General features: G+C 38.8%; 14 protein-coding genes, 2 tRNA genes, 1 other RNA gene and 1 pseudogene. 6 read left to right on the forward strand and 12 right to left on the reverse strand.

Going from position 1 to position 14,654, the window contains the following annotated elements; all coding sequences use genetic code 11:
• From CDG56_RS15665 to CDG56_RS15685, 5 genes are all read right to left on the reverse strand, one after another.
• Positions 1 to 89 (reverse strand): GTP-binding protein (locus tag CDG56_RS15665; protein ID WP_072292276.1); only part of this gene is annotated, 89 nt, incomplete at its 3' end.
• A 93-nt stretch (positions 90 to 182) separates the two neighbouring features.
• Complete coding sequence (gene fusA / locus CDG56_RS15670) at positions 183 to 2,321, reverse strand: elongation factor G (RefSeq protein ID WP_075696218.1); 2,139 nt, start codon at positions 2,319 to 2,321, stop codon at positions 183 to 185.
• 178 nt (positions 2,322 to 2,499) lie between these two features.
• Positions 2,500 to 2,970: a 30S ribosomal protein S7 gene (rpsG, locus tag CDG56_RS15675; protein WP_004638185.1), complete on the reverse strand. Its 471-nt coding sequence runs from the start codon at positions 2,968 to 2,970 to the stop codon at positions 2,500 to 2,502.
• 160 nt (positions 2,971 to 3,130) lie between these two features.
• Positions 3,131 to 3,505: a 30S ribosomal protein S12 gene (rpsL, locus tag CDG56_RS15680; protein WP_004638184.1), complete on the reverse strand. Its 375-nt coding sequence runs from the start codon at positions 3,503 to 3,505 to the stop codon at positions 3,131 to 3,133.
• 170 nt (positions 3,506 to 3,675) lie between these two features.
• Complete coding sequence (locus CDG56_RS15685) at positions 3,676 to 5,025, reverse strand: EcsC family protein (protein ID WP_087548381.1); 1,350 nt, start codon at positions 5,023 to 5,025, stop codon at positions 3,676 to 3,678.
• A 289-nt stretch (positions 5,026 to 5,314) separates the two neighbouring features.
• Here CDG56_RS15685 and CDG56_RS15690 point away from each other — a divergent pair, with 289 nt between their 5' ends.
• From CDG56_RS15690 to CDG56_RS15700, 3 genes are read left to right on the forward strand one after another with little or no spacing between them, the layout of a single operon-like run.
• Positions 5,315 to 6,544 carry a beta-ketoacyl synthase N-terminal-like domain-containing protein gene (locus tag CDG56_RS15690; protein WP_087548382.1) on the forward strand — a complete coding sequence of 410 codons (1,230 nt, stop codon included), beginning with the start codon at positions 5,315 to 5,317 and terminating at the stop codon, positions 6,542 to 6,544.
• Between the two features lie 18 nt (positions 6,545 to 6,562).
• The gene (gene hemJ, locus CDG56_RS15695) at positions 6,563 to 7,015 is read left to right on the forward strand and encodes a protoporphyrinogen oxidase HemJ (protein ID WP_005158314.1); all 453 of its coding nucleotides are present in this window, start codon (positions 6,563 to 6,565) and stop codon (positions 7,013 to 7,015) included.
• Positions 7,016 to 7,075: 60 nt separating this feature from the next.
• The gene (locus CDG56_RS15700) at positions 7,076 to 7,600 is read left to right on the forward strand and encodes a hypothetical protein (protein ID WP_087544684.1); all 525 of its coding nucleotides are present in this window, start codon (positions 7,076 to 7,078) and stop codon (positions 7,598 to 7,600) included.
• A gap of 55 nt (positions 7,601 to 7,655) precedes the next feature.
• Here the strand turns inward: CDG56_RS15700 and CDG56_RS17135 are convergent, their stop codons facing one another.
• The gene (locus CDG56_RS17135) at positions 7,656 to 7,820 is read right to left on the reverse strand and encodes a hypothetical protein (RefSeq protein ID WP_005158326.1); all 165 of its coding nucleotides are present in this window, start codon (positions 7,818 to 7,820) and stop codon (positions 7,656 to 7,658) included.
• A 699-nt stretch (positions 7,821 to 8,519) separates the two neighbouring features.
• Between CDG56_RS17135 and CDG56_RS15710 the strand changes: the two genes are divergently transcribed.
• Together CDG56_RS15710 and CDG56_RS15715 are read left to right on the forward strand one after the other, a co-directional pair.
• Positions 8,520 to 10,145, forward strand: coding sequence for an NAD+ synthase (locus tag CDG56_RS15710; RefSeq protein WP_005158329.1), 1,626 nt, complete (start codon positions 8,520 to 8,522; stop codon positions 10,143 to 10,145).
• Positions 10,138 to 11,169: a hypothetical protein gene (locus tag CDG56_RS15715; RefSeq protein WP_087548383.1), complete on the forward strand. Its 1,032-nt coding sequence runs from the start codon at positions 10,138 to 10,140 to the stop codon at positions 11,167 to 11,169. Before CDG56_RS15710 ends, CDG56_RS15715 begins: the two co-directional genes overlap by 8 nt.
• A 218-nt stretch (positions 11,170 to 11,387) precedes the next feature.
• On the opposite strand, the gene CDG56_RS15720 is transcribed toward CDG56_RS15715, so the two are convergent.
• The 5 genes from CDG56_RS15720 to coaD all read right to left on the reverse strand — a co-directional run bounded on the left by CDG56_RS15720 (position 11,388) and on the right by coaD (position 12,936).
• Positions 11,388 to 11,464, reverse strand: a tRNA-Met gene (locus CDG56_RS15720).
• 196 nt (positions 11,465 to 11,660) lie between these two features.
• Positions 11,661 to 11,737 (reverse strand) — tRNA-Met (locus tag CDG56_RS15725).
• A 61-nt stretch (positions 11,738 to 11,798) separates the two neighbouring features.
• Positions 11,799 to 12,154: RNase P RNA component class A (gene rnpB, locus CDG56_RS15730), an RNA gene on the reverse strand.
• 26 nt (positions 12,155 to 12,180) lie between these two features.
• Positions 12,181 to 12,444 (reverse strand): YfhL family 4Fe-4S dicluster ferredoxin, encoded by a 264-nt coding sequence (locus tag CDG56_RS15735; protein WP_087548384.1) that lies wholly within the window; start codon positions 12,442 to 12,444, stop codon positions 12,181 to 12,183.
• The gene (gene coaD / locus CDG56_RS15740) at positions 12,445 to 12,936 is read right to left on the reverse strand and encodes a pantetheine-phosphate adenylyltransferase (protein WP_004663488.1); all 492 of its coding nucleotides are present in this window, start codon (positions 12,934 to 12,936) and stop codon (positions 12,445 to 12,447) included.
• 315 nt (positions 12,937 to 13,251) lie between these two features.
• Between coaD and CDG56_RS15745 the strand changes: the two genes are divergently transcribed.
• Positions 13,252 to 14,466, forward strand: coding sequence for a tyrosine-type recombinase/integrase (locus CDG56_RS15745; protein ID WP_087548385.1), 1,215 nt, complete (start codon positions 13,252 to 13,254; stop codon positions 14,464 to 14,466).
• 48 nt (positions 14,467 to 14,514) lie between these two features.
• Here CDG56_RS15745 and CDG56_RS15750 read toward each other — a convergent pair.
• A pseudogene (locus CDG56_RS15750) lies at positions 14,515 to 14,654 on the reverse strand (IS4 family transposase); the annotation flags it as partial.

Genomic DNA, 14,654 nt, shown 5'->3' on the forward strand with positions numbered 1-14,654 from the left:
GCAGTTAAAGTTGTTTTACCATGGTCAACGTGACCAATTGTACCCACGTTTACGTGTGGTTTATTACGTTCAAACTTGGCTTTAGCCATGATGATCTTCCTTTATAAACTGCTCATGAGGGTCGCCCATGAGCACTTGGTTTTTTAACTAAATTTTAGTTGGGTAATATAGTAATCGAAAGATTACTCGTCGTCACCTTTTTTACCGCCAGCTTGGAACTTAGCGATGATGCCTTCAGCCACGTTACGTGGAGTTTCAGCGTACTTAGCGAATTCCATAGAATAAGTAGCACGACCTTGAGACATAGAACGCATTTGAGTCGCGTAACCAAACATCTCAGCCAATGGAACTTCTGCTTTAATTGCTTTTGTTCCACCAGGAAGATCGTCCATACCTTGAACCATACCACGACGACGGTTTAAGTCACCCATGATATCGCCCATGTAGTCTTCTGGAGTTTCTACTTCAACTTTCATGATAGGTTCAAGAAGAATTGGATCTGCTTTCATGAAACCATCACGGAACGCATAAGAACCAGCCATTTTGAACGACAATTCATCAGAGTCGACATCGTGGTAAGAACCGTCAAAAAGAACAGCTTTAACGCCTACAACTGGGTAACCAGCCAAGACACCATTCTTCATACGCTCTTGAATACCTTTATCAACTGCACCGAAGAATTCTTTTGGTACTACACCACCAACAACTTCTTCAGCGAATTCGTATTCTTTACCAGCAGCTTCAACATCAAGTGGCTCTAAACGAACATATACATGACCGAATTTACCTTTACCACCTGTTTGACGTACGAATTTACCTTCTTGCTCAATAGTTTTCTTAATCGTTTCACGATAAGCAACCATTGGTTTACCGATATTCGCTTCAACACCGAACTCACGTTTCATACGGTCAACGATGATGTCAAGGTGAAGCTCACCCATACCAGCAATAATTGTTTGACCAGATTCTTCGTCAGTACGTACACGGAACGATGGATCTTCTTTCGCCAAACGACCTAAAGCAATTGACATTTTTTCTTGGTCAGCTTTAGTTTTTGGTTCAACAGCCAATGAAATTACTGGCTCAGGGAATTCCATACGCTCAAGTGTAATGATGTTTTTCTCATCACATAATGTATCACCAGTTGTAACGTCTTTAAGACCTACACACGCTGCGATATCACCTGCACGGATTTCATCAAGATCTTGACGCTCGTTCGCATGCATTTGCACGATACGACCGATACGTTCACGCTTAGACTTAACTGGGTTATATACTGGGTCACCTTGTTTAAGAACACCAGAATAAACACGTACGAAAGTTAAGTTACCTACGAATTTGTCGTTCATGATTTTGAACGCAAGCGCAGAGAACGGAGCTTCGTCAGATGCTTCACGAGATGCTTTAGTTTCAGCTTTATCGTCAAGGATACCTTCGATTGCTTTAACTTCTGTTGGCGATGGTAAGAATTCAATCACAGCATCCAACATACGTTGAACACCTTTGTTTTTGAACGCTGAACCACAAAGCATAACTTGGATTTCAGATGCTAATGTACGAGCACGTAAACCTGCAACGATGTCTTCTTTAGAAAGATCACCCTCTTCAAGGTACTTGTCCATTAACTCTTCAGAAGCTTCAGCAGCCGCTTCAACCATGTTAGTACGCCATTCGTTAGCAGTATCAACTAGGTCAGCAGGAATCTCACCATATTCAAACTTCATACCTTGAGATGGTTCATCCCAGATAATCGCTTTCATTTCGATAAGGTCTACAACACCTGCAAATGTATCTTCTGCACCGATTGGTACAACGATAGGTACAGGGTTACCGCCTAAACGAGTTTTAACTTGCTCTACAGCACGGAAGAAGTTTGCACCAGTACGGTCCATCTTGTTCACGAATGCTAAACGAGGCACTTTATATTTGTTAGCTTGACGCCATACAGTTTCAGACTGAGGTTGAACACCACCAACAGCACAGTAAACCATGCAGGCACCGTCAAGAACACGCATAGAACGCTCAACTTCAATTGTGAAGTCAACGTGTCCCGGTGTATCAATTACGTTGATACGGTGTTGTTCGAATTGGTTGCCCATACCAGACCAGAAACAAGTCGTAGCAGCAGAAGTAATGGTAATACCACGCTCTTGCTCTTGTTCCATCCAGTCCATTGTTGCTGCACCGTCGTGTACTTCACCAATTTTGTGAGATACACCTGTGTAGAACAAGATACGTTCAGTTGTAGTTGTTTTACCTGCGTCAATGTGCGCAGAAATACCAATGTTACGGTAACGAGTAATCGGGGTTTGGCGAGCCATGATGTCTTACATTCCTAAATGTTATCTTTAAAACAGGACGCATCAATTAAATTGATGCGCACGAATATCCAAGCAGGCAACTTAAATACCCGCAAAGCTCCCACTTTGATAAAGAGCGATGTTGAATCGAGCTGCTGTACGCATGAATATTCTCCTGATTAGGGACTGTTTTATCCGTTTAGAAACGGTAGTGAGAGAAGGCTTTGTTGGCTTCAGCCATACGATGCACGTCTTCACGTTTTTTGATCGCTGCACCTTTACCTTCAGCTGCATCAAGCAACTCACCAGCAAGACGTAAAGCCATCGTTTTTTCAGAACGCTTAGCAGCAGCATCTACTAACCAACGCATAGCCAAGGCAGTACGACGGGATGGGCGTACTTCCATAGGTACTTGATAAGTAGCACCACCAACACGGCGTGCTTTTACTTCAACCATAGGACGAACTTTTTCAAGAGTAGTCTCGAAAAATTCAACTGGGTCTACTTTGTTTTTTTCTTGAACACGCTCTAAAGCACCGTAAACGATACCTTCAGCTACAGATTTTTTACCATCTTGCATTACGTGGTTCATGAATTTAGCGATTGTTTGGCTGCTAAATTTTGGATCTGGAAGGATCTCACGAGCAGCGACTACGCGACGTCTTGGCATTTTAATACACCTAATATTATGACACTTCAGGATGATCCAGCAGTTTGTACAAGTGCCATGTACGCTACGCTGGCCTTACTATACGTCGCTTGAATTACAAATCTATGAAGAATTCAAACAAGCGAAACGCTAAAGGGTTGTTTGGGCTGGTTGCCTAGAATTACTTCTTAGGACGTTTAGCACCGTATTTAGAACGTGACTGGTTACGATCTTTCACGCCAGCACAGTCTAAAGAACCACGAACGGTATGGTAACGTACACCTGGTAAGTCTTTAACACGACCACCACGGATTAGAACAACACTGTGCTCTTGTAAGTTATGACCTTCACCACCGATATAGCTTGATACTTCAAAACCAGAAGTTAAGCGAACACGGCAAACCTTACGCATTGCTGAGTTAGGTTTTTTAGGAGTAGTCGTATATACACGTGTACATACACCACGACGTTGTGGACAAGCCTTCAACGCAGGAACTTTTGATTTTTCAATCAAAGTTGTACGACCCTTACGGATCAACTGATTTGTTGTTGCCATTTGGCAATTCTCCCGTGATTAAACAACCTTAAAAAGAAAAACACCTCTTTTTAAGGGCACACAATTGTAAGCCAAGAAGTAAAAATGGTCAACAATGCAAGATAAAGCAACTGCTGACCATTTCTATAATTTTGTTGTTTTATTGATGTCTAAATCACACCAACAAATAATTAACTGTGTTTCGTTGATGTAGGTTCAATATCAATTGTTTTGGGTTCAGTAGATAGTTCAGCTTCATCAGAACTGAGTAATTCATTTGATTGCTCTTTCAAAGCAGGTTGCTGTTCAGTATATTCGTGCTTGACCACATGCTCCGATGCAAGCTGTTGAATACCCTGCTCAACGTTTTCATTCGTCTGAATTTCTTTAGCAGCATGATCTTTAGATTGCACTGAAACATTGGTAATCACATCATTTTTGCTTTCATCAACACTACTTATTGCATTTGTCGTAGTCTCTGTTGCATTTAACAATCGTGAATTTGGCTTTCTCAATAATACTTCCGCTTTGTAATAGGCTTCTAAGGGTGAAATATCTTCATTCGGATATTCATTCAAATAAAAACGTGCTGCCCCGAAAACAGATTGTGCCTTGTGTCCAACATCTTCGAGTAAACGCCAACTATAAAAGCCACCTAAAGCAGCACCAGCAACTGGCGTTAATTTACCAATCACAGATGCTTGAGGGATATGATTTAACCACCCCCATTTAAACTGTCCTTCCTCATCAACTAACCATTTCTTTACAAGCTCAACATCGTTGCTCGACCCAAGCAACTGCTGAAACTGTTGTAAGTCATGGGTTTCTAACATCGACTTCAACGCTTTTAATGCAATCAATAATGTTTGTTTTTCAGCAATAATACCCAAATCAATTTCTTTAAAAATAAAGGCAACCACTTCTTGATCTGCCTCATCGGCTAAATCAAACCCGTGAGAGCGACCCGTTTGATAAATTGTTCTTAGTGCTAAAACAATCGATGCAGGAATATCAACAGCTGCACCCCAAACTCCTGTCGCTCCCGTGATAATGCCTTGCGCAGCGGCTAATAATTTATTTTGTTCGATTAATGCCTGACTTAAACGTTGAGAACGCCCCGTATCTTGAGTGAGTTCCGCAATATCCTTTACACCTGCTTCTTCCAGAATCTTTTCTGTAAGTGAAGTATTGGAACTAAATTCATTCAACCACTGAAATAAATAATCAGAAACTTTTTCACCCATGTCAGGTGAAATGAAAGATGCAACATTATTTACTTTTGTATAATGGCGACCCAAAAGTTGATGGGACAATTTAGGTAACTGTTGACGTAACATATGTTGTGGGCTTTCGTATTGCTCAATCTCAAATGGGCTTTTAAAACGCGCCTTCCCTTCGATCACATTAGATGAATCTGTGGATCCAGTTGCCAATGTTTTAGGAGCAGTTTGAAGTTTTTGTATTTCTGAACTGAGCTTTTTAGCCACTCCAAAGGCTTGGGTAAATAAACCTGAAGATTGCTTGTTTTTAGATTTTGTCATCAAGTACCTCTGTTCTATAATCTGTGCATCTCTAGGTAAATACTAGGTTGAATGCAAATTTATCTCAACTTTTATCTGTGTTCTTTCATTACCTTTTGTCTCAACTGCATTTATATTTACGAATATTTACACAACTAGAAATAGGCATAAAATTTGCCATAAGAAATAAAAAACCTTTCTGCTATGATGGTGTCATTCACTCATAAGCCATTTAAATCGTTATTTTCTCCTGATTTGTACTTATAGCGATATGCACAAGGCTTCGTATTACCATAAAAGGGATCTGTAAATGAAACGTGTTGTAATCACTGGTATGGGCATTAACTCATGTATCGGTAACTCTTTAGAAGATGTCACTCATTCTTTAAAAAATGGAATCTCAGGAACACGTTTTAATCCAACTTATGCCGAATTAAATTTTAAAAGTCATGTCAGCGCTGCTGCTGAACAGGATTTTGATGGTATTGATCGTAAAATCAAGCGTTTTATGGGTGTGTGTGCAATGTATGCTTATAACGCAGCGATTGCAGCGGTAGAACATGCGGGTCTAAAACAAGAGGATCTAGCAAATAACCCTCGTTATGGTATTGCAGGTGGTAGCGGCGGTAACTCAACTGCATCAGTTGCAGAGATGGTTAAACTATTAGAAGAAAAAGGCGCACGTAAAATCGGTCCTTTCTTTGTTCCTCGTAATATGAGTAATACCATTACTGCAAACGTTGGTGTTGCATTAAAACTACAAGGTATTGCTCATTCAATTACCAGTGCATGTGCAACTTCTGCTGATGCAATTGGTTATGCTTACAACCTGATTCAATTAGGTAAGCAAGATCTAATGCTTGCTGGTGGTGGTGAAGAAGATCACTGGTCTCAAAGCTTACTTTTTGATGCTATGGGTGCATTGTGTTCTAAATATAACGATACACCAGAAACAGCATCTCGTCCTTATTCAGCGGATCGTGACGGTTTCGTGATCGCTGGTGGTGGTGGTTTCGTTATTCTTGAATCACTTGAACATGCACAAGCACGTGGTGCGAACATCTTAGCTGAAGTTGTTGCTTATGCAGCGAACAGCGATGGTGCAGATATGGTTGCTCCATCTGGGGAAGGTGCTACGCGTTGTATCCTCATGGCACTAGAAGAAGCCAAACAACACGGTGTTGAGCATATTGATTATGTCAATACTCACGGGACTTCAACACCAGCAGGTGACGTGACTGAACTTAAGGCAATGGAACGTGCTTTTGGTGAGGGTCAGGTTCCTCCACTTAGTTCAACTAAATCAATGACGGGTCACAGCTTAGGTGCTGCGGGTGTTCAAGAAGCAATCTATTCTGTATTGATGATGCAAAATGACTTTATTGCACCGAACATCAACGTGACTGAGCTTGATGAAGGTGCACAAGGTTTCGATATTGTACTTGAAAAACGTGATGCAAAACTGAATACTGTAATGAGTAACAGTTTTGGTTTTGGCGGCGTAAACGCTTGCCTTATTTTCAAGAAGTGGGATGCATAATCCTGCGTAGGATTATCGATGGATGCACCTTCTGATGCTTTCTTGTGGGTAAAAGCATTACATATTATTGCTGTGGTTTGCTGGTTCGCTGCATTGTTCTACTTACCACGTCTTTATGTTTATCATGCCATGAGCGAAGATACCGTTAGTCATCAACGCTTTGAAGTGATGGAACGCAAGTTGTATCGTGGAATTATGTGGCCATCGATGATTGCCACATTAATTACCGCCCACTTTCTCGTTGACTGGGGGGATGCGACCCGACATTATCATGAAGCCTTATGGTTCTATCTCAAAGTCGGTCTGGTTGGATTATTGGTGATTTACCACTTTGTCTGTGGTTATTACCGCAAAAAGCTAATTGGTAATGCGCACTATAAATCGCACAAGTTCTGGCGTTTTTTTAATGAAATGCCAACCTTGATCTTATTTGCCGTGGTCATCTTAGTGGTCGTAAAACCTCAGTTCTAACTGAGGTTTTTTTATTCTAAAATATTCTGATCACCCTCACTTTTCCTATCTATAGTTCAAATGATCAAATCATTTCAAACATATATACAAAGATTAAAGGCAGGCTTCATTGCAAACCTAATCCTTTATCTTAAAATGAATGAGTTCCAATATCGTGGATTGACGTCAGGCGAAATCGCCATGGCACGCCCCGTATTTGGCGACTTGATTAACTATGCAGAAGTTAAGATTTTCAATATCCCTTATCTCCCTTGGCAGCCTGTTAATATTTTTATGGCACCAAACGGCAATCTATTTGTACATAAACAACATTTTTATCAGGATTATTCAAATTGCTCATTAGACCTTCAGGCAATTTTTATTCATGAACTCGCCCACATATTGCAATTTCAACAAAAAACCAATGTCATCTTAAAAGGAATGTTGTTACAGACAGGCTACTATCTTAGTTTTAAAAAGTATAATCCCTATCATTATCAATTTATTCAAACCAAGACTTTCACCAGTTACAACATTGAACAACAAGGTGATATTGCACGAGATATTTTTTTAAAGAAGATTCCAAATATTATTTTGAATCAATAAAAAAACCCTGTCGTTTATTTACAGGGCTTTTCAGCTTGAAACATCATTAGCAATTCTATGCTGCTGTGTTTTTAGTGCTCTCTGAGCTAAGTTCATGACTATCATCCATTTCAGTCGTAAAATCTACACGCATCGCATCTTTAACAATTGTACCGATACGTCCCACACCAATTGCCAATCCAAAAGCAATTACTGGATATAAGATTGTTGGAATCATCATAACTTATTACCTCTCATCAAAAGTTTAATTAATCAAACTTACTCTGACTCTTGTACTTGCTCTTGGAACATTAAAGTACCAATACGACCAACTACAACAGCTAAACCAAACGCAATTACTGGAAAAAATACAACTGACATTTCTACTTCCTCTTTTTATATGCGAAATGCATATTTTTACTGTTACATCTAGTGTACAGATGTTCACATTAATTAGGATAATAGCAGTGGACATTTGTACACTCAAGTGTAGCAAAAGGATTCCCGACGAACGGTCAAAAAAGATTCAATTCAATGAAATTATGTTTTTGATAGATTTAAATTTTACGAAAACTCTAATTTTTTGTATTTTTTTATCCCATTACCGAAATAAGCTAAAAGAGTGTTTCTATTCATGTCATTGAACTGTCATTTCGGTATGCGAAAGTGACACGAAAAAAAAGAATAAATGACAATGCTAAGTTTATTCATAGTCATGCACCATCACTACGCAACCATTTAAAAATGTTGCTCTTTAAGACAGAAAAACTTGTTATTTTTACGCAGAAAAATGTGCAATTAGTATATATTAGACACCTTGTCATTTTTCTTTAAGATATAGAATACTTGGCGCTATGATATACAACGTTCTTTAAAATTATACTTACACAAATCAAGAACTTGTATATCAGCACTTGTTAAGACTTAGGATTAGGTTTGAATGAAAAATTTTAAAATTGCCCTTGCTCAATTTTCTCCGCATATTGGCAATATTGACGCAAATACTCAAAAGATGGTTGAGCAAGCAAATTTAGCGAAACAACAACAGGCTGATCTGATCATCTTCCCTGAACTTTCTACGCTAGGTTACCCAGCTGAAGACTTATTACTTCGCCCAAATTTACAAAAACGCACTCAAAAAGCGTTCGCTCAATTAAGTGAAGTAAAAGATATCGTCATGGTATTCGGTTTCGTACATCAAACTGAAGATGGTCACCGTTACAACTCAGCCGCAGTGATTAAAGATGGGCAAGTTTTAGGAATATACAACAAACAGAACTTACCAAATTATGGCGTCTTTGACGAAAAACGTTATTTCCAAGATGGTCATCAACATCTCGTTTTTGAGTATTTAGGTCATAAGTTTGGTGTACTGATTTGTGAAGATGTTTGGTCACTGCATACCGTCAAACAACTTAGCCAACTGAATGTTGAAACTGTGCTTGTCTTAAATGCTTCTCCGTATGAAGTCGGTAAACCGCAGCATCGCATCCAAACATTAAATGAACTCGCAAAACAACTGAATCTGAATATTGTTTATGTCAATCAAGTGGGTGGACAAGACGATCTTATTTTTGATGGTTCAAGTTTTGTTAGTAATAAAAATGGCGAACTTGCATTACAAGCACCAAGTTTTCAAGAATCTGTTTATGTGACTGAATATGATGCAGAGCAAAAACAGTTTAAAACTGCTAATGCCATCCCAACTTTAGATACTTTTGCCGAAATCTATCAAGCATTGGTCATGGCAACACGTGACTACGTACAACGCTCGGGTTTCCCTGGTGTGATCTTGGGCTTATCGGGTGGAATCGATTCAGCCTTGACACTTGCTATTGCTGTTGATGCGATTGGTGCTGATAAAGTACAAGCCGTAATGATGCCTTATACTTATACCTCTCAAATGAGTGTAGAAGATGCAACAGAACAAGCACGTCGCATGGGCGTAACTTTCGGTATTGCAGAGATTCACCCAATCGTAAATAGCTTCATGCAGACCTTATTCCCGTTCTTTGGCAACACACCAGCGGATGCAACGGAAGAAAACTTACAAGCGCGTACCCGTGGTACGCTGCTCATGGGTTTATCAAATAAGTTTGGCAACCTTGTACTTTCAACAGGTAACAAGTCTGAAATTTCAGTCGGTTATTGCACACTGTATGGTGATATGGTCGGGGGCTTCTCTGTATTAAAAGATGTCTATAAAACCATCGTCTTCGAATTAGCAAAATACCGTAATACATTAAGTGAAACACCTGTGATCCCTGAGCGTGTCATTACTCGTCCACCTTCAGCAGAGCTGCGTCCTGATCAAACAGACCAAGACTCTTTACCTGCTTATGATGTACTTGATGCAATTCTATACGCTTATATCGAAGAAGATCTTAGCCAAGCAGACATAATTGCAAAAGGCTACGAAGCTGAAGTGGTTGAAAAAGTAATACGCTTAGTTGATCGTAATGAATATAAGCGTCGTCAGGGTGCAATTGGCCCACGGATTAGTTCACGTGCTTTCAGTCGCGAACGACGCTACCCTATCGTCAATGGATGGACCGCGAATGACTGAAAAAATTGTTTCTGAAAAGTCACAATTACTTGCTCAAGCACTTATGCTTGAGCAAGTGGCATTTTATAAAAATCAACTTACTACACAGCTTTCTGCTGAGTTCTTTCAGCAGTTTATTCAGTTGTTTCTACAACATGCACCAAATATCAAACTGAAAGAAGTAATAGAGCTTGAACAAATCCAAGCTGTTGTTAAGCGTTATGCCTTTGAAATGCAACTTGGTGCTGGACTGTTAGAGTTTATTGGTGAAATTGCTCAACGCTTGCATGTTTTTTCTTTGCAGTCTTCAGCACATTTAGAAGATGTTTTTTCGGATCACCAATTTGAAATGTGGTTATCTAAATTTCTCGAATTAGAAAATATTCGACATTATTTAAACCATTTCTTGAAAGAAAGTCCTTCAATTCAGCAATTATGCCAATATATTGCAACCACAACTTTACAAAATAGATTACCAAAATTATTTTCACAATCTGACGAAGAACAAATTTCTGAAAGCAAATATCAGTGGCAGCAGAAACTAAAGACTTTTTCACATCGTCAACAACAACGCATTGAACAGAAAATCGAAGAAAGTATTGCTCGCTTTATCCAAGAACAACTTGCCGATTTAAGCTTACTTTCAAACGATGATTTAGAGAGTCTGGCGCGTAATATTTGGGAAGATAACAAAGCTAAACCTTTATCTGAATATACCAAACAAGTCACACCTCTGGATGTTGAAGAATTCTTTGTCATGATTTATGAATACTGGAAAGAGCTACGCCAGTCTTCCTATATTCAAGATCTGATTCTATACGGAGTAAAAGTCTTTTACGATTTTTATGAAGACGAAAGTTTAGAGGATGTATTTGCTGCGATCGGAATTGAAGAATCGGATCTTCAAAATGAAGCTGTACGTTTTTATCCTAAAGTCGTTGTAGCCTTAGATGAACATGGTGTATTAGAACCTATTATCACCATGATCGTAAAACCTTTTTATGAAAGTCATCAAACTCTAGCGACGATTGAAAAGCATTTATAATTTTTATTTTTTCTGCTGAGATATATTGAGACTAAATCAATATATCTCTTTAATTTTCTAATTCAATCACATTAAAGCTAATTAACTAAAGCCATCAGAAAACCTGATGGCTATTCTTTTTTACCTTAAATCTATAAATAATATTCAGTTGATACAGGATAAGTTGAGTAGCCAATAAAAGCACATAAAAAAACCACGCAGGAGCGTGGTCTATAAAATGGTGGCTATGACGAGACTTGAACTTGTGACCCCCGCATTATGAGTGCGGTGCTCTAACCAACTGAGCTACATAGCCGTAAACTGTGTGCGCATTATCTAGTGTTCTATACTACAGGTCAAGTGTATGACATTGAAAACATGAAACATATGAACAGTTTTTGTGCTTTTAATTTTTATTTGATTACTTTTCAACAAATCTTCTCTCAAACAGAAAAATTAATTAAAAAAAAGTTCAAATAAAAAAAGACCACGCAGGAGCGTGGTCTATAAAATGGTGGCTATGACGAGACTTGAACTTGTGACCCCCGCATTATGAGTGCGGTGCTCTAACCAACTGAGCTACATAGCCGAAAACTGTGGGCGCATTATCTTAACTTTCAATACACACGTCAAGCACAATTTCAAAAAATTTGAGAAGTGGGCCTATAAGCCGGGTTCTGTCGAGGACGATCATTCCTCTAGGCGTACAATCACTCATACGCTCAAGCGACCTACCCGAATCCAGCACGGGCCGTGCCTCAGGATTCCTATTTGGTCTTGCTTCTGGTGGGGTTTACCTTGCCGTGAACTGTTACCAGACACGCGGTGCGCTCTTACCGCACCCTTTCACCCTTACCTCACGAATGAGGCGGTCTACTCTCTGCTGCACTTGCCGTCGACTTTCGCCGCCCAGGCGTTACCTGGCACCTTGCCCTATGAAGCCCGGACTTTCCTCCCCTGTTTCAGTCACGGAGACCTCCACAGCAGCGACCGTCCAGCCCACTTCGTGGCGCATCTTATCAAAGTTAGAAATTAATTGCTCGCATTTTTTTGTGCAGTTAATTTTTTATATTTTGCCATCAACTCATCTTGTGACTCGACATGCTGAGGATTAAGCGGAATACAATCAACTGGACAAAATAACTGACACTGTGGCTGATCATGATGCCCAATGCACTCTGTACAAAGTGCAGGGTTAATTTCATAAATCAATTCACCCATATAAATGGCTTCATTGGGGCATACTGGCTCACAAACATCACAGTTAATGCATTCATCAGTAATATAAAGAGACATCTACCAACCTTGCTGATGTTTGCGTTCAAATGCCTCAACAACAACAGCGGGCACAAACTTATTCACATCACCTTTCAATCGAGCAATTTCTCTTACTAATGTTGATGAAATAAATGAATATTGTTCTGATGGGGTTAAAAATACTGATTCGAAATGAGGATCAAGTTGGCGATTCATATTTGCCAACTGAAATTCATATTCAAAATCTGAAATTGCTCTTAAACCACGCAGTACCGCTGTTGCACGTTGTTCTCGAAAAAAATTGACCAACAAACCATCAAAACCAACAAACTCTACATTAGACAAATGGCTTAATGAAGCTTTTGCTAATTCTACACGCTCTTCTAAACTAAACACTGGATTTTTATGATGACCAATTGCAATTGCAACCACCACTTCATCAAACATTTTTGATGCTCTTGCAACCAAATCAACGTGCCCGTTGGTAATTGGATCGAAAGTCCCCGGATAAATCACACGTGTTTTAGACATGCGTTGTACTCTAGTTAATGAGATAAGGTACATATTTTAACAAATTTAGCTCTAAACGCGAAATTGCTAAACGATGGAAAAAGATTGCATTTTACGGCACAATATATGTAATTGTGGAAGTTTGAATTATGGCGCAAGCAACAGTAGTAAAAAAAAATAATGGTTATTGTTTTTTATGATTCCTTACAATTCTTTTTAAAAACATAAGTAATTGAAATAAAATAAATACTATTCTTCTTAGTTCTTTTTAGTGCCTTTTAATTCCTAATAAAAACGGGTAATAATACGGGTAACATTTCATTCAAAGTACTTGCAATGGCTACTAAAAAACTTTCAGATGCCAAAATCAAAAGTCTAAAACCAAAAGATAAATTATATCGATTACTAGACTCTGATCGGCTATATATAGAAATTAGACCGACTGGAGCTAAGGTATGGCGATTCAAGTTTATTTTTCATGGCAAAGAATCATCAATGAGCTTGGGTGAATACCCTTCTATTAGTTTAGCTGAGGCTCGTTCTTTAAAAGAACAAATGAGAGCAAAGCTAGCAAAAGGCATACATCCTGTTGAAGATCGTAAAAATATTAAAGCCCAAGCATCAGCTAAAACAACCAATACCTTTGATATAATTGCTGCTGAATTTAAGCAGAAACGAATGTGTTCAAAGTCTGAAACATATCAAGAGAAGTTTGATATTGCTTTAGAAAAAGATATTTCACCTGTGATTGGGAAGAAGAAGGTAAACGAAGTAACAGCAGCAGATGTGCTTAAAATACTTGATAACACTGTAAATCGAGTTGTAAAAGAATCAAAAGGAAGATTTACTGGTGCTTCTGCCGCACTTGAGAACAGAAGATTTGTTGGTAGTGTTATTCGATATGCTATAGCAACGCTTCGTGCCGAGAATGATCCTACTTACGCAGTACGTGATGTAATTAAACGTCCTCGTGTCAATCATGCAAGAGCATTAACGAAAGAAGAGCGATATAAAGCAAGAACAAGTCTACCTAAATACAATGGCACACAAACTGTGAAGAATGCAGGCTTTATTCTTTTATACACAATGCTGCGCGCTGTAGAAATTAGGAAGATGCAATGGTCATGGGTAGACTTTGAATCAAGATTAATTACATTTCCAATTGAAGTAATGAAGAAAGCTAGAATCCACGTATTACCAATTTCAGATCAAGCATATAAGGTTTTACGTCAACAGCATGAAATATCAGGTGATGGAACTCTGGTGTTCCCTGCTATTTTTAGCAAAAAGAGTAGCGGGATGCTTTCACCATCAACTTTAAATAGCATGCTGGAGTATATTGGTCTTAAAGATGTAACTACTCATGATTTTAGAGCTACAGCATCAACCTTACTATATGAAAAGGATTATGAGGAAGCGTGGATAGAGAAACAATTAGCACATGCCGAATCCAATAAAACTAAAGCCTCTTATGATCATTCTAAACATCTAAAACAAAGACGGAAAATGATGCAAGACTGGGCTGACATTGTTGATAGTTGGAAAGACTAAAGAGAAAATAAATGAAAATATATAAATGTGCTTTGTACACGACAAATTTCATAGGGCCCTTGTCCTATCAGGCTTTTTCTTTCTTAAAATTGCTAGCACTTTCTTAAATTCTTCTTTTTTTCCAAAACCAATCAAACGTAGAATAGCCATTTGAACATAGTCCAAACCGTAGCGAAATAAACTTACTG

Source organism: Acinetobacter sp. WCHA39 (genome assembly GCF_002165385.1).
Taxonomy (GTDB): domain Bacteria; phylum Pseudomonadota; class Gammaproteobacteria; order Pseudomonadales; family Moraxellaceae; genus Acinetobacter.

Bases quoted from the DNA above. Each gene is read 5' to 3' on its own strand.
- rpsG (WP_004638185.1), bottom strand. From the start codon at position 2,970: ATGCCAAGACGTCGCGTAGTCGCTGCTCGTGAGATCCTTCCAGATCCA.
- CDG56_RS15745 (WP_087548385.1), top strand. From the start codon at position 13,252: ATGGCTACTAAAAAACTTTCAGATGCCAAAATCAAAAGTCTAAAACCA.
- CDG56_RS15715 (WP_087548383.1), top strand. From the start codon at position 10,138: ATGACTGAAAAAATTGTTTCTGAAAAGTCACAATTACTTGCTCAAGCA.
- CDG56_RS17135 (WP_005158326.1), bottom strand. From the start codon at position 7,820: ATGATGATTCCAACAATCTTATATCCAGTAATTGCTTTTGGATTGGCA.
- hemJ (WP_005158314.1), top strand. From the start codon at position 6,563: ATGGATGCACCTTCTGATGCTTTCTTGTGGGTAAAAGCATTACATATT.
- CDG56_RS15710 (WP_005158329.1), top strand. From the start codon at position 8,520: ATGAAAAATTTTAAAATTGCCCTTGCTCAATTTTCTCCGCATATTGGC.
- CDG56_RS15735 (WP_087548384.1), bottom strand. From the start codon at position 12,444: ATGTCTCTTTATATTACTGATGAATGCATTAACTGTGATGTTTGTGAG.
- coaD (WP_004663488.1), bottom strand. From the start codon at position 12,936: ATGTCTAAAACACGTGTGATTTATCCGGGGACTTTCGATCCAATTACC.
- rpsL (WP_004638184.1), bottom strand. From the start codon at position 3,505: ATGGCAACAACAAATCAGTTGATCCGTAAGGGTCGTACAACTTTGATT.
- fusA (WP_075696218.1), bottom strand. From the start codon at position 2,321: ATGGCTCGCCAAACCCCGATTACTCGTTACCGTAACATTGGTATTTCT.
- CDG56_RS15685 (WP_087548381.1), bottom strand. From the start codon at position 5,025: ATGACAAAATCTAAAAACAAGCAATCTTCAGGTTTATTTACCCAAGCC.
- CDG56_RS15700 (WP_087544684.1), top strand. From the start codon at position 7,076: ATGATCAAATCATTTCAAACATATATACAAAGATTAAAGGCAGGCTTC.
- CDG56_RS15690 (WP_087548382.1), top strand. From the start codon at position 5,315: ATGAAACGTGTTGTAATCACTGGTATGGGCATTAACTCATGTATCGGT.